The organism is Campylobacter sp. RM19072 (assembly GCF_024723485.1).
GTDB classification, from domain to species: Bacteria; Campylobacterota; Campylobacteria; order Campylobacterales; family Campylobacteraceae; genus Campylobacter; species Campylobacter porcelli.
This window is the reverse complement of record NZ_JANQCU010000002.1, coordinates 82,500-103,395: the sequence shown is the minus strand read 5'-3', so window position 1 is coordinate 103,395 and position 20,896 is coordinate 82,500. Positions and strand designations below refer to the sequence as shown.

Genomic DNA, 20,896 nt, shown 5'->3' with positions numbered 1-20,896 from the left:
TTGTGCCTAGTTTAAGAAAAATTTGGGACAATGATAAAACACTAAATCCGCAAAACTTCCATATAATAGAGCCAAATTCAAGTATAAAAGATATATTTAATGTCAAAATGGATTTTATATTTGCTAATCAAAGCTTATATTATCTTACGAATTCTAGCTTCAAAAATACAATTAATGAATTTTATGATATGTGTAATGATGGTGCGATAATCTTTGCTACGATGATGAGCGATAAGGGGTACAGTCAGTATAAACGGGGTGAAGTGATGCCAAATGGGCTTTGTGAAGTCAAAGATTGCCCAACAGGCAGGATCAAAGGCTCTTCATACATTAGATACACTCATAGCATTGAGGAGTTAAAAGAGGATTTCAAACCATTTAAGCCGCTGTTTTGGGGTGATTATGAGTTGATGAATTTATATAATTACGAAGGTAGCGTAGAGCACTATATCTACATAGGTCAAAAGTAATTACATCTAAAATTAGCTTATTATATAGCTACTCTTGCCATATTTTATGAGTTTGCCACTTTTAATAAGCTTGTTAAATATGGTTGAGACGCTTTGGCGTTGGGCGCCTAGAAGATTTGATAAGGTAGCAATAGAAAATGGAATTTGAACTACCTTTTTATCCCGCACCATCATATGCTGCTCATCAGCTAAGCTGTGTAAAAAACTTACAATTCTGCTTTCTAAGCTTCCAAATACTATATCAGCGACAATCTGGCGTGTCATTATCGTGGTGCGAATGAGTGAATTTACCATCGCCATACTAAATTTCTCATTCTCAAAAAGCTCTTTTATATCACAAAGATTTAACTCCATTGTTAAAGAGTCGCTCATAAACTCTAAAACACTATCTTTATCAACTAATACAATTGAGCCTTTATTTATAAAATTTATGATAAATTCATTTGTTCCACTGATATAGCTAAGCTTTGCTTGACCGCTTTTTAGGATTATAAATTTGATATTTTGTGCGTAAATTAGCTCAGATTTGCTATATTTTTCTTGACGAAATAGCGACAAATCCTCATTGCTTAATAGCTCAAAATCATTATAACTATCTTGATTAAATCTACTAATATTCATCGCACGCCACCATAAATTTTTTAAATTTAACATAAATTTGATTAATTTTAAATTTAACCCCTTCGCCAACGAAGGGATTAGAATATTAGATATTTTTTACACCTTTTGGAGCGTTAAATGCTTCAAGTTTAGGAGCATTGCCTTGATATTTTTCTATATTGACAAGTCCTGTGTGAGAGATATTGCCATTTGATAATTTGCTTGTTGGAATATCTAGAGTTAGGACATTAGCACAACCATTTTTACATAGTCCATCGCCAAATCCATCATACCACGCACCCTCTCTAAGCCTTACAACGCCTGGGATAATATCATTGCTAACTTCTGCACCAGCTAGCACTTCGCCACGCCTATTAAACACTCTTACCAAATCGCCTTGTTTGATACCCAATTTGGCTGCATCTTTAGCGTTAATCAGCACTGGCTCACGACCTGCTATAGCATAATTATCTCTTAAAGATGTATTATTTTGCTGTGAGTGAAGTCTATCTGTAGGATGAGCTGTGATGAGATGGAATTTAGCTGGTTTATTCTTCATACCTAGCCATTCAGCTGGTTCAAACCACTTTGGATGAGCTGCACAATCATCATAATTCATATTCTCAATTGCTTGGCTATAAATTTCGATTAATCCAGATGGCGTCCCAAGCGCGTTTAAGATCGGATCTTCTCTAAAGTCAGCCATTCTTACCCAACTCTCGCTCTCTAGAGTTGGCACAAATGTAGTTGGCTCATTCTTGTTCCACCACTCATTAAATTTAGGCATAGTGATACCAAGAGCTGTGTTAGCATTTACCGCATTTGCTACTACATTATAAAACTCCTCTAGCCAATCCATCTCCGTTTTGCCACCTTCAGTAAATGCCTCCACTAAGCCATCAGCATAAGCCTTACATAGATCGCTAAATATCTCATAATCATTCTTAGCAAAGTGCTGTCTTTCTACTACTTGCTTCATCGAACAGATATTTTGGTTTGAGTAGTCTCCTGTCATTGTAAGGTCATTTCTCTCATACTGCGTAGTTACTGGAAATACTATATCAGCCATCTTAGCTGTAGGAGTCCAGTAAATTTCATTTACGACTATTGTTCTTGGGCGTCTCCAAGCCTTTAAATTTGTATTTGTATCTTGATGTTGGGTTATAGGATTACCACCAGCCCAGTAGATAAAGTCTATATCAGGATATGTGATTTTAGTCCCATTATGCTCTAAAATTTTGCCAGGATTTAGCAAGGCATCGGCTATTCTAGCTACAGGGAAGGCATAATCAGTCCCAGCATTTAACCAGCTTTGAGCTGCTTCATCGCCACTTGCTTGACTAGCCAAGCCTTGATATTTCCCATCTTTGATAACTCCTACGCTAGCGGCATTTATACCGCCTAAAACTCCACCTACGCAAGTAGGAGCCCCGCCATTACTATAGTGATAGCTAAGACCAAATCCCCCACCAGGCAAGCCAATTTGTCCTAGCATAGAAGCTAGAGTAACTAGCATCCAGTGTGGCTGCTCTCCGTGGTGCGCTCTTTGCATTCCCCAGCCACTCATTAGCATTGTTCTATTAGCATAAATGGTATCAGCTAAATTTTTAATCACACTCTCTTTTACACCACAAATTTTAGATGCCCATTTGATTGTTTTTGGGATTTTATCGCTTTTTCCTAGTAAATATGGCAAGAATTTATCAAATCCAGTAGTATAATTAGCTATAAAATCTTTATCATATTTACCGCTTGTATATAGATAGTAAGCCATACCAAGCATCATAGCAACATCTGTATTTGGTCTAGGTGCTATCCATCTAGCTTTATCGCCAAAGAATTTGCCAGTTTCGCTCCACAATGGATCAATTATGATAATCTCTTTGCTGCTATCTTTTAATTGCTCGAAATATTTTAGCCCTTGGTCATCTGTAGCACTCCAAGCAATTCTTAGAGTAGATATAGGATTCATACCCCATAAAACTACTACTTTTGAATGCTCTAAGACTACAGGCCAACTGGTTTGTTGCTCATAAACTTCTATACTACCAACCACATAAGGCATAATAACCTGACTAGCACCAGTAGAGTAATCCCCTAAACTACCAGTAAATCCGCCACTTAAATTCATAAATCTATGTAATAAAATTCTAGGATTGTGAAGTTTGCCACTACTATACCATCCATAACTTCCAGCAAATACGCTTTGCATACCCTTTTGCTCTCTAGTCTTTTTAAGCTCTCTTGCGACTAATTTAATGGCATCTTCATATTTTACTTCTACCCACTCATCAACCCCTCTTAATTCAGGTTTTGGGCTATCTGGATTTTCTAAATAGCTCTTTCTTACCATTGGGGCGGTAATTCTAGTTTTATAGACTAAATCTGCCATTGTATTTTGAAGTGGATTTGAAATTTTAGATAACTCTTGATATGGCTTTGAGCTTATGATCTTACCATCTTTTATAGTTGCTTTTAGCATACCCCAGTGAGCCGCTGTAAATACCTCTCCATCTTTGATAAGCTTAGTATCAATATTATTAGCAAATATATTACTTGGTAGCATTGGAGCAAGGCTTAATGCCGCACCTAATTTTAAAAATTCTCTTCTATTTGTTTTCATTTTATATCTCCTTTTGAAGCTTTTTGTAGATACTGTATTATTAGCCACTCATCTTTTTTATCAATTGGCGTTCTAGATAGCATTGACCTAAATAGAGAAGGCCATTGATTTGGATTGTATTGGCTCTCTTTATGGAGCTGATGACAAATCGAGCAACTCTCTTGATATGTCTGTTTAGCCCTATCTATCATAGGTTTTAACTCATTTTCTAGTTCATCATCTGTAGTGTAAGCAACCACCCTTACTTCATCGAATTTGCCATCTTTTGCTTTTTGGATTATCTCATATTTAGGAGTTTTAGTCTTAGCAAATGATAAGGCTATAATGCGATCCCCATTGCTGTAATATATAACATTTGGTGAAGATGGATTTACATAGCCTTTTAGGGCAAATTTAACTCTATCGCCAGATTTTTGTAGAATCTCTATAGCATTTGTAGGCAAGAGCTTACCAGCTACATCTTTGGAATTATCATCTAAATAGACTGATTTTACCGTAGTTGAATATAAGATTTTAGCATTTAAACATCCAGCTAAAATCAGACTAACCAATATGATTTTACTCATTCTCATCCTTTCATAAAAATAAATTTATTTGGATTATATAATAAATGTAAATTCTGATTTGTCACAAATATGACATATCTGCTATATTTGATAAAGATTATAAATTTCACAACTACTTAACAAATCGATATTAGAATTAAAGATTACAATTAAATTTAAGGAACAAATATGCTATTAAAAAAGAAAAAGTGGATATTTAATATTCACTTAATAGTCGCTATGATAGTGATAATTCCGCTATTTATAATATGTATTAGCGGAGCTATGCTTTCATATGATAAGCCAATAGCAAATGCCATAAATGCCATCATCACGCCAAATTCTAATAAGATTTTAAATCCAGATTTTGCTGATTTAATAAGCAAATTTAAAGCCCAAAATCCATCGCTTGATATATCAAGCATCTCCTATGAAACTAATAGTCGCTACTATACAATATCCACTAATCAAAATGGCAAAAATATTAGCTATTTAGTTAATGACGATGGCGTAATTTTAAGTAGCGATAATGGAGCTCAATTTATGCGAACAATCCGCTCGTTACATAGATGGCTACTCTTTAGCGAATTTGATAGCACCACTATTGGTAGGCAAATTGTCGCAATATCGGCTATTGGGTTTATAATTCTTACTTTAAGCGGAATATATCTCTATTTACCAGCGTTAAAAAATAATTTCATTAAAGCACTTACTATTAGCTTTAAATCTAAAAAGCTAATGTTAGCCTATAAGTCTCATACCGCACTTGGAGTGATATTTGGCATTATATTTCTAACAATGAGTTTTACAGGGCTATTTTGGCCATATGATAGCGTCAAAAAGGCATTTGCGTGGGCTTATGGCGTAGAAATCCAGCAAAGACCAAAAGGTGGCAATAAAACTTGCCATAATAGAAAATAGATTTAATAGTGATGAGCTTAAAACCGCATTAATAGCCATAATGCCAAATTTCACCAACTTTGATAGCATATCCATTTCGCAAAGCAAACCTAAACACTATACATTTAACATTAAAAAAGCAAATGAGCAAAGGGTAGTAACAATTGACATAGATAATCCAAATTTACTAACACAAACAGACGCATCGCAAAATAAAAATCTAGCTAGAAAAGTTTTAGATTTACACTCTGGTAGAGCTTTTGGCTATTTGGGTGAGTTTGTATTTTGCGTAGCTTCTTTTATAGGAGGAGTGATAGCAATCCTTGGCTTCATCATAACATACGCTAGAATAAAGCCAAAAAGTGCTAAAAATAAAATCTAAGTATAATCAAACTCTAAATTTCTTAGAGTTTGAGCTGGGAATTTAATGGCTGCAGCCACATCCAGCGCCACAGCAACCAGCCACTGGGTGAAGTTCATCAATGTAGAATTTAACAGATTTTAGCCCCTCTTTTTTCGCCCATTCATAAGCTGTGCTTACAAAATCCCAGTTGATATTTTCATAGAATTTTTCTAAATACGCCGGACGAGCATTACGACTATCTATATAGTAAGCGTGCTCCCACACATCAACTACTAAAAGTGGCACTAAGCCATCAGTTACTGGAGTAGCTGCGTTTGAAGTGTTTTTGATCTCTAGTTTATTTGTATTTGGGTTATAAACAAGCCAAGTCCAACCAGCGCCAAAAAGAGTTGTAGCTGAGTTTATAAATTCAGCTTTAAAATCTTTAAAATCGCTTTTTAATGCTGCTTCAAGCTCGCTGCTTTTATCACTTTTTTTAGCTATACAATCCCAGTAAAAATCGTGATTATATACTTGAGCGGCGTTATTAAATAATCCGCCTTGAGAGCTTACAAGCACATCATACAAACTAGCATTAGCTAGTTCGCTATCTTTTGTTAGGTTGTTGTAGTTATTTACATATGTTTGGTGGTGTTTGCCGTGGTGATAATCACAGGCTTCTTTACTCACTACTGCGTTGGAATTTGGGTCAAATGGTAGATTTCTTAACTCTAACATATCATATCCTTTAATGAAATTTATAGATGCCAATTATAGCCTAAAATATTAAATAAGAGTATAAAACTCTTAAACAAATTTACAAATATTGTTAAATTTAATATTTTCAGCATTAAATGTATATTTTTTCTCTAGCGTGTGATAAGGCGGATTGTAGTTTATCACCTTATCCTTTCCTATCCAAATTTAAAGATGGCATACTGCTCCTTTGGCTATCTTTGCTCTGTCCCATCAAGTAGCGGGACAAATACGCATTCATCTATGATTTTACTGCTAATTTGATTATTTGATTTTTTATATTGAGTTATGTATTGCTTGCCATCTTTCTCAACTGGAGCTACTAAAATTCCATCATCTTTAAGCTGAGAAAATAGCCTATCTGGCACACTTTTACAAAAGCAACTAAGGATAATCCTATCATATGGGGCGTAGCTTCTCCAGCCTAGATTGCCATCATCAAATCGTATAAATACATTATTTATCCCTAAATTTTTCATTAGAGATTTTGCTGAATTGGCTAACGCTTCGATTCTTTCCACGCTAAAAACTCGCCTTGCGACCTTAGCCAAAATCGCCGCTTGATACCCACTGCCACAGCCAACTTCAAGTATATTATCGCAATTTTCAGCCTCTAACGCCATTGTCATCTTAGCCACAGTTAGCGGAGAGCTTATCCATTGATTAGATCCTATCGGATGCGCATCAAGCTTAAAAGCATTTATAGATACTGGCACAAATGGTGTCCTTGGCGTATTAATAAACGCTTTATAGACCATAGGACTAAGCTGAACTAAACTAGCTATCTCATCGCTCATTGTTTGACATTTTGTACTTTCTAAATTATCCATCATCTATCCCAAGTGATTTTTTAAATTTATCTATTAAATTTATATCAAATTTCATATTTTCGCTCCTTTTGCCATCTGGAGCAAATATGGATTTAAATCTCAAATCCATATCGCTACACGCAATTACATAGGCTCTATTTTGTAAGGCTAAGGCTTGGCAAAGCACCTTATAATGAGCCTTTCTAGCATTACCCCACATAGCTGGAACTAAGATTATATTCGCCCCCTTTAATCTATCCCAAAGCTTAATAAAACGAAGCTCAAAGCAGATTAAAACTCCGATTTTAACCCCATTTATATTATGAATTTTAATCCCATCTAAGCTACCGCTAAGAGTGATTTTATCCTCGTTATTTGGCTTAAATAGTCTATATTTATTTTGCTTAAATTCCACGCCTTTGGAGCTAAGCAAAATAAACTCATTATAATCATTAAAAATTCTACTAAATCCAAGATAAGCACCACTCTTTAAAGAGCTGATTAAATTTCTTTCTAAATCCTGCTCAAATTCATCTCCAAGCCTCTCATATCCACCAACACAAAGCTCAGAACAAAGCGCTAAATCCCCATCTTTTAAAGAGGTAGCAAAATCGCACAACTCACTAGCCCTATTAATAGCACCAATAGAGCTAAGATTGTGAGCTATGAGATTAGAAATCATCAAAGCTTAGGCTACCTTTGCTATAATTTGTAACTTTACTTTCAAAAAAGTTGCTCTTTTGATCGTTAAATTTAGCAAAATCATCAACCCATTTTATCGGATGAGAGACATTATATAATTTTTTTAACCCAATTGAAGTTAGCCTATCATCGATTAAATATTTGATATATTGGTCTATAATATCATCTGTAAAGCCCATTATTTGATTTTGCGTGATATATTTTCCCCACTCAATCTCTAGCTCACCAGCCTTTTGAAACATCTCATAAATTTTAGCTTCAATCTCACTTGTAAAGAGATCTGGACGCTCCTTGCGGACTGAATTTATCATATTTTGAAATAAAAGCAAGTGAGTTATCTCATCACGCTGGATAAAGCGTATCATCTGAGCACTTCCAAGCATTTTCCCAGCCCTTGCTAATGCGTAAATCGCTGTAAATCCACTATAAAAATATACGCCTTCTAAAATTTGATTTGCCACCATTGCTAAAAGCAATTTCTCATCAGTTACATCTCCAGCAAGCTCCTCATACACGCTTGAGATATAGTCATTTTTGCGTCTTAAGACCTCATCGTGCTTCTCCATCTCATAGATTAAATCTGTATTATCACAGATCGCTTCTACCATTACTGCGTAGCTTTTAGAGTGATTTGCCTCTTCATAAGCTTGACGAGCCAAAACCGCATTTATCTCAGGCGCTGTGATATATGGATTGATATTATCAGCTAGGTTATTTGTCTGAAAACTATCCATAGATATAAGCTGACTCCACACTAGATCATACATACGCTTTTCAGCTGCTGTGAGATTACAAGCATAGTCACGCACATCATCAGTGGTATCAACCTCTTTTGGAAACCAAGTATTTGCCTCCATAAGATCCCAAAGCTTAAGCGCCCAAGTGTATTTGGCCTTTGTGAAATTTAAAATTCCATGCGGATTGCCATTAAAAACTTTTCGCTCATTTAGCGTCTCATTTGAAGCTGGATTATATATCTTTTTTCTATACATTTCATATCCTTTAATTTAAAAGTGTAAATTTATCTAAAATAGGTTCAAGAATTAATAGATTAATCATACTCTTTAGCCCTAGATCTAATATCATCAAAGCTAAATTTACGCAAAATCTTACCATCTTTAAATACCTTAGTTAGCCAATTTTGCCTACCATTTAGCTCATCAAACCTTATAGTTTTATAAAGCTCATTCTCTTTAATTAAGGCTAAGCGGCCGGATTTTGAGCGTTTTTTAGGATCTGTAGCTGGATTTTTATACACATCTCTCCAGCTTATACCATCGCTACTTACGGCATTTACTTTCATCGCAAATCTTAAAGTATCTCTATTTAAGTGCTGAAGTAACGCCCCACCCATACCAAAAACTATATTATCACTACTAATTTTTCTAAATTTAAGCTCATTTAATATATCTTCTATGCTTTGTGGATTTATCCCATCTCCATAAATTAGCCTTATATGATCTGGCAAGACCTTATAGCCTTTGGAATTTATACTATATCCAGCTAGGCTCATCATCTTCTCAATACACTCACTAGCCATTGTTACTGGATTACCGCTATCTGGGCGAAGCACCACTTTACCGCCTTGCTTTTTGACCTTATCAAAGAGCCTTCCCCATAGATCAATGGCATTTAGCGTATCATAGCTATCTATCACACAAGCAAAAGTCCCATCGCCATAGCTTTGAACCATATTTTCATAAGCTTGAAATTCCCCATCTCTCCCCCACGAAGTCATCGTGCTATGCTCACTAGCTGGTATGCTAAAAGCTGCCATATCCGCACCATAATATTTTTTGGCAAAGAGTGCGCCGGTGATGGTATCTGAGCCTTTGAAATTCACCATATGAGCACTACCGCCAATCCCAGCACTCTCAAAGCTACTAACCCCCCTAGCACCAAAATCATGTAAGGCAAAGTCAATATTCTCAGGCGTTCCACTCTCTTTTAGAAAATGTAAGATATTTTGCTTACAAAAATAGCTATTAGTCGCTACAGCCACCGGATACCAAATCGAGCGTAAAATCGCCGTTTCAAAATACCCCACAAGCCACGCTAAATTCGGATCTGTGTTTTTAATCTGTAAAAGCACATTTTCGGTTTGGATAATGCTACCTTCAGCGACTGCTTCTATCTCTAAAGGCAAGGCTCCGCCGTGATGCTCTACTATATATTTCCAGCCATCTTTATTAAATTTCATTCCGTGTGCTTTGATAAACTCTTCAGCCTCATCTATATCATCATAGCTTATCTTTTGGCTTAGATACTCCATCAAAAATATCTGCAATCCATAAAAAAGCAAGCGATTCCACCGCCCACCACGAGACTCTATATATGAGCTGATAAATTTAATATCTTTTGGATATTGCAAATAGTGCGAAATCTTGTAACTATCGGTATTTAATATTGGATTCATATCTACTCTTTTGATAAATTTATCTAGTATTTTATCAAATTTAATTTTAATTTTAGGTATAACCAGCATAAATTTAAACAAAGGTATTAAATGAAAATAGTCATACCAAGCTTCTAAATGAGCTAAATCAAATTTGCTACTCAAAAGAGCCTTAGCAATAAAGCTTAAAATATGCTAAAAGCTTTTAGCTAAGGCTAGTTAAATAATCAAGCCAAATTTAACCAAAATCGCCACAACTGCAGCGGTGATAAGCCCAGCAAATCCCCCCGCTACCATATCATCGCTCATTACACCAAGACCGCCTTTGAGATTGCGATCTAGCCTACCAATGATACTAGGCTTAGTAATATCTAAAATTCGAAAAAAGACAAAGGCCAAAACCACGCTAATCCAGCCAAATTTATCCACCCCAAACTGCTCCCAGCTAGATAAAGCTATAGATATAGCCACCCATACACCAGCAACCTCATCAATGACTATAGAGCTATCATCGTGTGTGCCACTTTTAGCCTCATAAGAGTCAATCACGCTAATACTAGCCAAAAATAGCAATATACTAGCCATAAATAGCGTCTCAAGCCCGATATAATAATATATCGCCACGCCTGCTATACTCCCAGCCAAGCTACCCCAAGTCCCAGGCGCTGGCCTTAGTAATCCAGAGTAAAAAAATGTTACAAATAGCTTTTGCATTTTTATCCTTATGTAAGTGAAGTAGTCTGATATAAACCCATTAAATCTAGATAAAAATCATTTTGAGTGCGATCTTCTAATAACCCAACATTAGGGAATAGATCATTACAAATTTTTTGGAAATTTTCAAATCTATTTGGAAATAAGGTGCTTAATATCATAGCTGAAATCTCCTTTCGCATTAAAATAGCAGGAGGCAAAATCCCACTAAATAAAAGCTCTTTTAAAGTATCGGATTTATACTTAATATGGTGGTGCTGACCATGCGGACAAGTCTTAGTGCTTACAATCGTGCGACACTGGTTACAATAGACTAATTCAGGCATAACTATAAGCTCTATATCTAAATTTTTTGTTACGCTATCTAAGATTGTATTTGGTTGATTATGATCGTAAAACATTCCGATACCGCCATGATTTTGCCCTACTACTAGCTTTGTCGCACCAAAATTATAAGCAGCTAAGCACTCTAAAACCGGATTTATATGATTGCTAAATAGATATGTATTTTCAAATGGCACCACTATAACACGCTCACTAGGCAAGAAGTTGCTTATAAAATACTCTAGCGTCTTTAGCCTTAATTTAAAATCCAAATTTCGCCTATTTTCAAGCGTGCAAATTAAGAAAATTATAGTAATATCCGCCTTATCAATAGTCATTCTAACTAATCTTTCATGAAGTCTATTAAATGGATCTGCTGTGAGCATTAGAGCCGTTACCTTTTGATAATTCTTCTCTTTTATGGTATCTAGAACTCTTTGTTTAATATTAGCTAGTGAGTTATCATAAATTTCAAATTCCCCACTTATAGCATATTTGCCTGTTTTATTATCATCGCTAAACTCAATCTCCCTAGCAGCAAAGATGCTATTATGCGAATTTTCTAGCTTATAAACTGATGAGACTATCATATGCCCCACTATATGACCATTTAGAGCAAATTCTAGCTTTTGACCTTGCTTAACTGATCTAATTATAGCTTGATTGCGTCTGCCAAATGGTGCAAATGTATAAGCATACGGCATAGGCTCACCTCTAAAATAGCCCGTTTGATGGACGATTTTAGCCTCATTTTCATCCATAAGCCTTTTGAATTTGCTTAGAATTTGGTTTTTGATTAGGCTTAGTGTGCCATATGTATCTTGATTTATATTTATAATGTTATTTTTGTCTATAGATACCATGCTTTTTTCTTCTTTCCCATATTGATTTGCGTGATATTCCAAGCTTTTTTGAAATTTCAGTATCTGGCAATATATCTTGGTATAATAAAATCATCTGCTTAACATACTCATCAATTGATAAAATATCACTCATAGTAGCAGCTCTAGAGTGGCTTAATACCATAAAATTATATCCCGCATGCTCCTTTTTGCCATGGATAATAACTGGCGAGTTTTTAAAGTAATCAAGTAAGCTCTCTTGCTGTTTTATATCAAGTTCATCTATATTTCTAATATATAAAAAGCTCTTTGGCAACAAGGTCTTAACATCAAATCCAACCCTAGCATCTACAATCTTACAATTAAACCCACTCTCCTTAGCATATGAAAAGGCAAATCCATCGCTAATTTGAATTTTGCTAGAGCTAATAATTAGTGGAAGTTTTATCTTTTTATAATCCAAATTCGCTGGTTTATTGCTTAACATTGCGGACTCTAGCATGATATCATAGGTTTGATTTAACATCTCATAACGCTTAAATGATTCAAAAAATTTAATCTTTCTAACTAACTCTTCTATCATAAATGGCTTTTGGATATAATCACTCACCCCAGCCTTAATAGGATTAGATACAGTATCAGAGCTAATATAGCTAATTAATAAAATTATAATTGAGCTTTTGTGATTTTCTATAACTTTATAAAATTCATTTGAGTTAAAGCTTGCTGATAGCAGTACCACATCATATCTATCATCTCTTAATGCCTCAAAGGTATGAGTAGCAATCTCACAGCTATAGCCAAATTCAGATAGCTTACTAGCGATACTTTGAGCTAAATAAATCTCATTTTCTACTATTAAAACTCTCATAGCCTAGTCCAATCAAAATATTTTAAATTCGCATTTGCTATGACTGCTACACCCTCTCCACGCCCTGTAAATCCTAATTTCTCGCTTGTAGTGGCTTTGATATTTACTCTAAATCTGCTTAGTTTCATCACATCTGCTAAAATTTTTGCCATCTCATCTTTATATGGCGATATTTTAGGCTGTTCGCAAATAATAGTCAAATCCACATTTACAATATCAAATCCAACAGAACGCACAAACTCCACGCTACGCTCAAGCAAAATTTTAGAGTCAATGCCTTTAAATTTCATATCATTATCTGGAAAGAGCTGACCAATATCAGGCGCACTAGCCGCCCCTAAAATCGCATCACAAAGTGCGTGGATAGCCACATCGCCATCGCTATGAGCCTTAAAAGCCTTATTAAATGGCACCTTAATCCCACCTAAACTCAAATAATCCCCATCACAAAAAGCATGCACATCAAAGCCATTTCCGCAAAAAATATCAGATGAAGGCGGCTTAAGATTGATAAGCTTCAAATCATCTTTATAAGTAAGCTTTCTAGCTCTCTCATCACCAGCAATATACCATACCTTGCCGCAGGTAGCAGCGATAGCTGAGCTATCATCTGTGTAAATTTTATCGCTATTTAAAGCCTGTTTTAATAGCTTGGTTTTAGAAAGTTGCGGGGTTTGAATTCGCTTTAGCTCATCTCTATTTATATAACTATCCCCATAAACTGCTGTATCGCTTACTTTAAGCACTGGGACGATACAATCAGCCAAATTTGCATCATCTATTAAGCGTTTTATCAATGATTGTGGGATATCAATTCTAGCTATATCACTTACCATTACATAATCGCTATTTATGTGATTAAGAGCGTTTTTAAGGCTATCTTGACGAGTAGCACCACCTTGGATAAATTTGATATTTGAATCAAACTTAGACATATACTCGCACTCATTACTAACAACAATAATCTCTTTAAAATTATAATTTGAGCTTATATTTTTAGTTGCTTTTAGCCATAGTGGAGTATCGCCAGTGCGTAGCCACTGCTTTTTAGTAGCTAAACCAAATCTTGTAGAGCTTCCAGCACCTAGCATTACTAAAGATATATCAATCAAAGTAGATCCTAAATTTAAAATTATGTTACCAAATTATACATTTTTTTTAATTTCATTTGACTGAAATAAGAAGAAAATTTAATCCAAATTTAGCCATTTAATAGCCAAAATTTAGATATTATCATCTATAAATAGGTTAAATTTGCTTATATATCTTACTTAAAAGATATGTTTAAGATATATTAAATTTAACGCTTTGAAATGTGTAATCTCTTCCCAGTCTATACTCTTAAGGATAAATTTGTAACACTTAGATTAAAATAGCAAACTAAAATAAAGAAAATTTAAATAAATATATTTAAGAGTTGTTTTGTATTTAATTATATATTGTAAAATTTCACTTTCAAAAGCTTAAAAAGGATAAAAAATGAGAAAAGAGTGGTGTCAAGAACGCCAAAATGACCCTACTCCAACACAGATGTATTATGCTAAAAACGGCATAATCACCAAAGAGATGGAGTATGTAGCAAAAATAGAGAGGCTCGAAGCTAGTAAGGTTAGAGATCTAGTCGCAAGTGGAAAACTCATAATCCCAGCTAATATCAATCATCATCATCTAATCCCAATGGCAATAGGTAGAGCCGTAACTTGTAAAATCAACGCCAATATCGGCTCAAGTGCGATAATTAGCAATATAAACGAAGAGATAGAAAAGCTAAATGTATGCTTAAAATATGGAGCCGATACCGTTATGGATCTAAGCACTGGCGGGGATTTGGATGCTATCAGAAAAGCTATAATAGCAAATTCAACCGTTCCAATTGGCACTGTGCCAATATACCAAATCATTCACGATATTAAAGATTTAGACAATCTCACACCGCAAATTATGCTTGATTGTATCGAAAAACAAGCCAAACAAGGCGTAAGCTACTTCACTATTCACGCTGGATTTTTGCTTGAGTTTATGCCATTAGTGGCTAAACGAAAAATGGGGATTGTCAGTCGTGGTGGAAGCTTGATGGCTAGCTGGATGATGAAACATCATAAAGAAAATCCATTCCACACCGCCTTTGATGATATATGCGATATATGTGCTAAATACGATGTCTCTTTATCCTTAGGTGATAGTTTGCGTCCTGGTTGTTTAGCTGATGCAAGTGACGCAGCACAAATGGCAGAGCTTAAAGAGCTTGGAAACCTAACTAGAAGAGCATGGGCTAAAAATGTCCAAGTAATGGTAGAAGGCCCTGGTCATGTGCCATTTAATCAGATTGAATTTAATATGAAAGAGGAGCAAAGGCTTTGCGACGACGCTCCATTTTATATCCTTGGGCCGCTTCCAACTGATATAGGTGCTGGATATGATCATATCACAAGTGCTATTGGTGGGACTATGGCTGCGTATCACGGCGCTAGTATGCTATGCTATGTAACACCAAAAGAGCATTTAGGTCTGCCAAATGCCAAAGATGTAAGAGATGGTATCATAGCTCACAAAATCGCTGCCCACTCAGCCGATATAGCCCTGAATAGACCAGGGGCAATAGATAGAGATCACGCTATGAGCGACGCTAGATATAAATTTGAGTGGAATAAACAGTTTGAGTTAGCACTTGATCCAGATAAAGCAAGAGAACTTCACGATGAGAGTTTGCCTCAAGATGTCTTTAAAGAAGCTGAGTTTTGCTCTATGTGTGGGCCGAAATTTTGCGCTTATAAAATAAGTCAAGAGATAGCCAAAAGTAGCTGTGAGAGCTATCCAAAAGAAGATGATACAAAAAATATATAAAACAAGGAAAATTTACGCCGCTACTATCTTAATCATTTTAGCGGCGATCTCAATTTTTTTAGCCACTTTTTTAGCTGATTTTGGTATCAGTGCTTTGATAATTGCTGTGATTTTAGGAGCGCTTTTAGCCAATACCAGCAAAAAAAGTGTAAATTTAGTAGCTAGAAGCGGTATTTTAGGCATATCTACAAAGCAAATTCTAAGACTTGGAATTATCTTATATGGCTTTAAAATCAGCCTTGATGATGTGCTTAGTATCGGTTATGCTGGTGTTTTGAGTGCTTTTATCATTGTTTTTAGTAGCTTTGTTTTTGGATATTTTATATGCCGTATTTTTGGCATTGATAAGAAACTTTCTGTATTGATAAGCTCTGGATCTAGCATTTGTGGAGCGGCTGCTTTAATGGCTACTCAAAGCATAGTAAAAGCATCGCCAAATGCTGTTGCTATCGCACTTTGCTCGGTTGTGGTATTTGGTAGTTTGGGTATGTTTATCTATCCATTTATACTTAGTGGGATTGATAATATAAAGGCTGGTTTTATAATCGGTGCTAGCTTACATGAAGTAGCACATGTAGCAGGGGCTAGTGCGTATGATGTAGTAGCTGCCAATAACGCAATAATCATCAAAATGCTAAGAGTGCTTATGTTAGCCCCATTTTTGATAATCTTAAGCCTTGCAAGCGGCTTTTTCTTAGGAGAAAAATCTAGTGTAAAATCGAATTTTCCATATTTTGCTCTATGGTTTTTTGTAGCTCTGTTTTGTTCTGGATTTATAAATCCGCAAATTAAGGAATTTATATCTTTGGTTGATAATTTCTTACTTAGCGTTGCTATGAGCGCACTAGGACTTACAATCACCAAAAAAGCACTGAAAAATGCGAATTTAAAGGTATTTATAGCCTCTAGCTTGATATTTTTATGGCTTATTATTTTGGCTTTTGTTTTAGCAAATTTGCTATTTTAACCCTAAATATCTAAAAAATTTTTTAGTATCCTTTTGCCCTGCTCTTGTAATATAGACTCAGGGTGAAACTGCACTCCATAACAACTATATTTTTTATGTTTTATAGCCATAATAACCCTTTTATTCTCCGCTTTTATATACGCTAAGGTATCAAATTCAGATATGTTTTCTACGCATAAGGAGTTATACAAAGCGATTTTTAGTGGCTTTTTCACCCCTTTAAAAAGTGGGGATTTTTTAAATTCACACTCCACTTTTACACCGTGAAAAGGGCGAGGCATACGGATAATATCAGCACCAAAAGCTTTGGCTATACACTGCTGACCTAGACAAATGCCTAAAATTTTCTTTTTATCCCCAAGAGCTTTTATAATATCCATACAAACTCCAGAATCATCAGGCGTGCCAAATCCAGGCGAGATGATAATTCTATCAAATTTTTTTGCGTATTTTATGGCTTTTCTAGCTTTGGCAAAATCATTTTTTACTACCTTAACCTTAACACCAAGCTCTTTTAAATAATAGACTATATTATAAGTAAATGAGTCATAATTATCTATCAAAAGCACCTTCATAGCTCCACCTTTATAGCCCCACGAAGTGAGTTTATAGCATAAATTTCCTTAGCTTTATATAGATCTTCTAAGCCCAAAATACTCTCTTGGATAATGCCTAAATCTAGCAATTTACCCCGTAAAGTCCCAGCCAACATACCACTTTGTAATCTTGGCGTTAAGAGTTTATTATTTAAATTTAGCACGATATTTGAGCGATTTCCTTCGCAAAGTTCATCTTTTTCATTTAGATAAAAAATATCAAAAAGCCCATCGCTTATAATTCGCTCATCTCTTAAGGTGGTTTTGTGATACAATAGATCATTTTGAGAGTTTAAACGCCTTTGGCTAATGGCAATTTTATTAGAATTGATGGGTTGGATTTGAGCTTGAGTAAGGCTTAATACTCCATTTTGGCTTAATTTTAATCTCACAAGACTACCGCCACTAGGGCTTAACCCAGCAAAAATCTCTTTAAAATCAGCAATACTCTCAAACCCATTTTTACCACTTACCACGCCGATAATATCGCTTAATTCAATCTTGCTATCATCTTTTTTAAACTCCATATCAAGCTCTTTTGGTATTTTAAAGCCTAGTAATTTAGCACTATTTAAAATTCTCCCCAAATGCCTTTGAAGTAAAAAAATCCCATCATCACGCAAAAGCATAGTCTCAAACAAGTCAAATTCCATCTTAGGGCGTAAAAAGCTACTTTTTAGCTCCAATTCAGCAAATTCATCATCACATTTTGAGTCCCACACCACGCCACTACCAACGCCATACCTATAATACTCCTGCTTAGCTACTCTCTCAAGCGTCCTAATTGGAACGCTAAATTCCGCCCTTTTATGGCTAATCACTCCCATCGCACCGCAATAAACCCCACGCTCCCTATCTTCTAAACGCTTTATAATACGCATTGTAGCTAGTTTTGGCGCACCAGTAATTGACCCACAAGGAAAAACCGCATCAAAAATTTTACTTAAATTCTTTCGTTTAAGCTTAGCTTTGAGCGGAGAAATAGCTTGGAATAAGCTCTTTAATTTGATGATTTTCATCGGTTTTTTCACTCGTAAAGAGCCAATTTTGATAATTTTACTCATATCATTTCGCAATAGATCAACTATCATCAAATTTTCACTTCTATTTTTTGGATCATTTCTAAGCTTATTTTTTAAAGCCTTGTCTTCGGCTCTATTTCTGCCTCGCTTTATCGTGCCTTTCATAGGTGCGAAGGTGATTTTCTTGCCTTTTAATTTAAAAAATAGCTCTGGCGAAAATGATATTATCTCACAAAATTCACTCTTAAAATATCCTAAATATTTACTCTTTTGCCTACTTAAAAGACTAGAGATAATCTCCTTGCTACTTGATTTGCTAAATAGCTTTAATTGGCTTGTGAAATTTATCTGATAACTATTGCCACTAGCTAACTCATCTTTTATCTGTTTAAAACAAGAGCTATAATTATCATAGTCTAAACCTTCTAGAATTTGCGGATAAAAAAATGGCTTAAATACTGAAAATTCCTGCGTATCATCAAGCTTAAATTCCCTTTTATTTACATACCCTTTAAAGTGCGCTACTGGGTAGCTTGAGCTATTATCATAAAGCTCATAAACCACATATCCTACAAAATATAGATTTTTTGCCTTTTGCATAGATTTTAAAGCAAGGTCAAACTCATCTTTATTAAAGCAGATAAATTCGCTTTTTAAATCATAATATAGATACTTACCAAAAATACTAAAATCACTCATACATTTCTCTTTAATAATTTAAAAAATTTTAGCCAAAAATTTATAATTTTTAGATAATATAGCTCAAATTTAAAAAGGACTAAAAATGGATGAAAAAATTTTAGAAAAGCTACAAAGCGTAATCTACCCAGGCTTTAAAAAAAGCATTGTAGAATTTGGCTTTGTCAAAGCAACAAGCCCAAAAATCATAGTCGAAATCACCTCAGCCAAGCCTGAAGTCGCCACCACAATCAAAAGCGAGATTGAAAAGCTAAATTTAGGCAAAGAAATAGAGATAATCGCCCCAAAACCACAAACCCAAAAATCAAACTCACAAAGCGGTAGAAATATCGCTCCGCAAATTAAGAATTTTGTGATGGTAAGTAGCGGTAAAGGCGGCGTAGGCAAATCCACAACTACCTTAAATTTAGCCATTAGTCTAGCTAAACAAGGCAAGAAAGTGGGGCTTTTAGATGCTGATATTTATGGTCCAAATATCCCAAGAATGCTAGGAGTTCAAGGCAAACAACCAGAGGTCATCGGACAAAAATTAAAGCCACTTCAAACTCACGGAATCGAGATGATGAGCATGGGGCTTTTGATAGAAGAGGGTCAAGGATTAATGTGGCGTGGCGCTATGATTATGAAGGCTATAACTCAACTTTTAAATGAAGTTGAGTGGGGAGAGCTAGATATCTTGCTTCTTGATATGCCTCCAGGCACCGGCGATGCGCAAATCACCTTAGCCCAAAGCGTGCCAGTAACAGCTGGAATTTGCGTTACAACTCCGCAAACAGTCGCTCTAGATGACTCCGCTAGAAGTCTTGATATGTTCGAAAAGCTCCATATTCCAGTGGCTGGCGTGATAGAGAATATGAGTGGATTTATCTGCCCTGATAATGGCAAAGAGTATGATATATTTGGCAAGGGTGGAGCTGATGCTTTAGCTAGTGAGTATGATACTGCGATACTAGCTCAAATCCCTATAGAACCATCTGTTAGAATAGGTGGTGATAGCGGAAGGCCAGTTAGCTTTTATGAGCCAAATTCAATTAGTGCTAAAAGATATGAAGAGGCAGCTACAAAGCTATGGGAAATCATAGAAGATATAAACGCAAATGGTGGTGCTGATAACTCAGCCATTCAGCCTGATATGAGTAGATCAGCTTGTCATTAATCAAATTTGAAAGGATAAAAATGAAATATAAAGAGATCACAAGTAAGAGCATTGCTGAGCTTATGGAGAGCTTTTATGAAGCTATAAGAGAGGATAAAAGCGGTCTTGGCGATATTTTTAATAACAAAATTGGCACGAGTGAAGAGGAGTGGGACGCTCATAAGGCTAAGATTGGCGAATTTTGGAAGGGTATGCTAATTGGGGAGAGCAATTTTAGAGGCAATCCTATGCAAGCCCATATGAATCTTGATCCATTTCCGCCTGAATATTTTGATAATTGGCTAGGTCTATTTAAAGAGAGTTTAGATAGCATTTATGAGCCACAAATTGCCGATATGATACTAATGAGAGCGCAAATGATAGCAAATAGATTTAAATCCATCTTATACGCTTCATAATAAAGCCCACTTTCAAAAGTGGGTAATCCTGATAAATCCGCTAAATAATAAATTAAATTTATATATAATGCTTTTTAACTTAAATTTTAATAGGAAAATTTGGCGAAATTTATATTTCTTTAAGTAAAAAAATATATAATTTTGCAATTTAATTTTAGAAAGGACTAGACTTTATGCAAAATTTCGTCGCAAGTTTATTTGAACTGTGTCAAATGTGCGTGATGCGTAGCTCATAAGTCTAGTGGTGGCTCACGCTTCCTTAGGCTTAGGCAGATAAGGAAGCGAAGGTTAAGCCACAATTTCTTAACTTTTAACAGAAT

Annotated in this window: 21 protein-coding genes; 7 read left to right on the top strand and 14 right to left on the bottom strand. The window is 35.3% G+C overall.

Translation table 11 applies throughout. The annotated features are described in order from the left end of the window. The first annotated feature begins 2 nt into the window (after positions 1-2). The gene (locus tag CSUIS19072_RS02325; RefSeq protein ID WP_236847905.1) at positions 3-470 is read left to right on the top strand and encodes a methyltransferase; all 468 of its coding nucleotides are present in this window, start codon (positions 3-5) and stop codon (positions 468-470) included. 12 nt (positions 471-482) lie between these two features. Here CSUIS19072_RS02325 and CSUIS19072_RS02320 read toward each other — a convergent pair whose 3' ends face one another. The 3 genes from CSUIS19072_RS02320 to CSUIS19072_RS02310 form a co-directional block, all read right to left on the bottom strand. Continuing rightward, positions 483-1,091, bottom strand: coding sequence for a Crp/Fnr family transcriptional regulator (locus CSUIS19072_RS02320; protein ID WP_180379380.1), 609 nt, complete (start codon positions 1,089-1,091; stop codon positions 483-485). A gap of 85 nt (positions 1,092-1,176) precedes the next feature. Further along, complete coding sequence (locus CSUIS19072_RS02315) at positions 1,177-3,693, bottom strand: molybdopterin guanine dinucleotide-containing S/N-oxide reductase (protein ID WP_086292873.1); 2,517 nt, start codon at positions 3,691-3,693, stop codon at positions 1,177-1,179. After that, positions 3,690-4,259 (bottom strand): cytochrome C, encoded by a 570-nt coding sequence (locus CSUIS19072_RS02310; protein ID WP_086292875.1) that lies wholly within the window; start codon positions 4,257-4,259, stop codon positions 3,690-3,692. The genes CSUIS19072_RS02315 and CSUIS19072_RS02310 overlap by 4 nt, the downstream gene beginning before the upstream one ends. A gap of 168 nt (positions 4,260-4,427) precedes the next feature. Between CSUIS19072_RS02310 and CSUIS19072_RS02305 the strand changes: the two genes are divergently transcribed. Both CSUIS19072_RS02305 and CSUIS19072_RS02300 read left to right on the top strand, forming a co-directional pair. After that, positions 4,428-5,159: a PepSY-associated TM helix domain-containing protein gene (locus tag CSUIS19072_RS02305; RefSeq protein WP_086292877.1), complete on the top strand. Its 732-nt coding sequence runs from the start codon at positions 4,428-4,430 to the stop codon at positions 5,157-5,159. Continuing rightward, the gene (locus CSUIS19072_RS02300; RefSeq protein ID WP_086292879.1) at positions 5,128-5,520 is read left to right on the top strand and encodes a PepSY domain-containing protein; all 393 of its coding nucleotides are present in this window, start codon (positions 5,128-5,130) and stop codon (positions 5,518-5,520) included. The genes CSUIS19072_RS02305 and CSUIS19072_RS02300 overlap by 32 nt, the downstream gene beginning before the upstream one ends. A 42-nt stretch (positions 5,521-5,562) precedes the next feature. Here CSUIS19072_RS02300 and sodB read toward each other — a convergent pair whose 3' ends face one another. The 9 genes from sodB to CSUIS19072_RS02255 all read right to left on the bottom strand — a co-directional run bounded on the left by sodB (position 5,563) and on the right by CSUIS19072_RS02255 (position 14,006). Further along, the gene (sodB, locus tag CSUIS19072_RS02295; protein ID WP_086292881.1) at positions 5,563-6,219 is read right to left on the bottom strand and encodes a superoxide dismutase [Fe]; all 657 of its coding nucleotides are present in this window, start codon (positions 6,217-6,219) and stop codon (positions 5,563-5,565) included. Positions 6,220-6,431: 212 nt separating this feature from the next. After that, positions 6,432-7,067, bottom strand: coding sequence for a protein-L-isoaspartate(D-aspartate) O-methyltransferase (locus CSUIS19072_RS02290; protein ID WP_086237509.1), 636 nt, complete (start codon positions 7,065-7,067; stop codon positions 6,432-6,434). Beyond that, positions 7,060-7,728: a carbon-nitrogen hydrolase family protein gene (locus CSUIS19072_RS02285; RefSeq protein WP_086237510.1), complete on the bottom strand. Its 669-nt coding sequence runs from the start codon at positions 7,726-7,728 to the stop codon at positions 7,060-7,062. Before CSUIS19072_RS02285 ends, CSUIS19072_RS02290 begins: the two co-directional genes overlap by 8 nt. Continuing rightward, positions 7,718-8,740 carry a ribonucleotide-diphosphate reductase subunit beta gene (locus CSUIS19072_RS02280; RefSeq protein ID WP_086237511.1) on the bottom strand — a complete coding sequence of 341 codons (1,023 nt, stop codon included), beginning with the start codon at positions 8,738-8,740 and terminating at the stop codon, positions 7,718-7,720. The genes CSUIS19072_RS02285 and CSUIS19072_RS02280 overlap by 11 nt, the downstream gene beginning before the upstream one ends. A 59-nt stretch (positions 8,741-8,799) precedes the next feature. After that, positions 8,800-10,308, bottom strand: a complete 1,509-nt coding sequence (locus CSUIS19072_RS02275) for a nicotinate phosphoribosyltransferase (protein ID WP_236847906.1) — start codon at positions 10,306-10,308, stop codon at positions 8,800-8,802. A gap of 54 nt (positions 10,309-10,362) precedes the next feature. Then, complete coding sequence (locus CSUIS19072_RS02270; RefSeq protein WP_086225277.1) at positions 10,363-10,857, bottom strand: phosphatidylglycerophosphatase A family protein; 495 nt, start codon at positions 10,855-10,857, stop codon at positions 10,363-10,365. Between the two features lie 8 nt (positions 10,858-10,865). Further along, positions 10,866-12,044 carry a sulfate adenylyltransferase gene (locus CSUIS19072_RS02265; RefSeq protein ID WP_086292884.1) on the bottom strand — a complete coding sequence of 393 codons (1,179 nt, stop codon included), beginning with the start codon at positions 12,042-12,044 and terminating at the stop codon, positions 10,866-10,868. Further along, on the bottom strand, positions 12,022-12,894 hold the full coding sequence (locus CSUIS19072_RS02260) for a response regulator (RefSeq protein WP_086292885.1): 873 nt from the start codon (positions 12,892-12,894) through the stop codon (positions 12,022-12,024). Before CSUIS19072_RS02260 ends, CSUIS19072_RS02265 begins: the two co-directional genes overlap by 23 nt. Beyond that, positions 12,891-14,006, bottom strand: coding sequence for a bifunctional 2-C-methyl-D-erythritol 4-phosphate cytidylyltransferase/2-C-methyl-D-erythritol 2,4-cyclodiphosphate synthase (locus tag CSUIS19072_RS02255; protein ID WP_086292887.1), 1,116 nt, complete (start codon positions 14,004-14,006; stop codon positions 12,891-12,893). The genes CSUIS19072_RS02260 and CSUIS19072_RS02255 overlap by 4 nt, the downstream gene beginning before the upstream one ends. Before the next feature lie 367 nt (positions 14,007-14,373). Here CSUIS19072_RS02255 and thiC point away from each other — a divergent pair, with 367 nt between their 5' ends. Continuing rightward, the gene (thiC, locus tag CSUIS19072_RS02250; RefSeq protein ID WP_086292889.1) at positions 14,374-15,738 is read left to right on the top strand and encodes a phosphomethylpyrimidine synthase ThiC; all 1,365 of its coding nucleotides are present in this window, start codon (positions 14,374-14,376) and stop codon (positions 15,736-15,738) included. Beyond that, the gene (locus CSUIS19072_RS02245; protein ID WP_086237517.1) at positions 15,719-16,705 is read left to right on the top strand and encodes a YeiH family protein; all 987 of its coding nucleotides are present in this window, start codon (positions 15,719-15,721) and stop codon (positions 16,703-16,705) included. Before thiC ends, CSUIS19072_RS02245 begins: the two co-directional genes overlap by 20 nt. Positions 16,706-16,707: 2 nt before the next feature. On the opposite strand, the gene CSUIS19072_RS02240 is transcribed toward CSUIS19072_RS02245, so the two are convergent. Both CSUIS19072_RS02240 and CSUIS19072_RS02235 read right to left on the bottom strand, forming a co-directional pair. Beyond that, positions 16,708-17,280 (bottom strand): anthranilate synthase component II, encoded by a 573-nt coding sequence (locus CSUIS19072_RS02240; protein WP_086292891.1) that lies wholly within the window; start codon positions 17,278-17,280, stop codon positions 16,708-16,710. Further along, complete coding sequence (locus tag CSUIS19072_RS02235; protein WP_086292893.1) at positions 17,277-19,022, bottom strand: bifunctional chorismate-binding protein/class IV aminotransferase; 1,746 nt, start codon at positions 19,020-19,022, stop codon at positions 17,277-17,279. Before CSUIS19072_RS02235 ends, CSUIS19072_RS02240 begins: the two co-directional genes overlap by 4 nt. 85 nt (positions 19,023-19,107) lie before the next feature. On the opposite strand from CSUIS19072_RS02235, the gene CSUIS19072_RS02230 reads away from it, so the two are divergent. Together CSUIS19072_RS02230 and CSUIS19072_RS02225 are read left to right on the top strand one after the other, a co-directional pair. Beyond that, positions 19,108-20,178 carry an Mrp/NBP35 family ATP-binding protein gene (locus tag CSUIS19072_RS02230; protein WP_086292895.1) on the top strand — a complete coding sequence of 357 codons (1,071 nt, stop codon included), beginning with the start codon at positions 19,108-19,110 and terminating at the stop codon, positions 20,176-20,178. Positions 20,179-20,198: 20 nt separating this feature from the next. Further along, positions 20,199-20,576, top strand: a complete 378-nt coding sequence (locus CSUIS19072_RS02225; RefSeq protein WP_086292897.1) for a group III truncated hemoglobin — start codon at positions 20,199-20,201, stop codon at positions 20,574-20,576. Positions 20,577-20,896 lie beyond the last annotated feature (320 nt).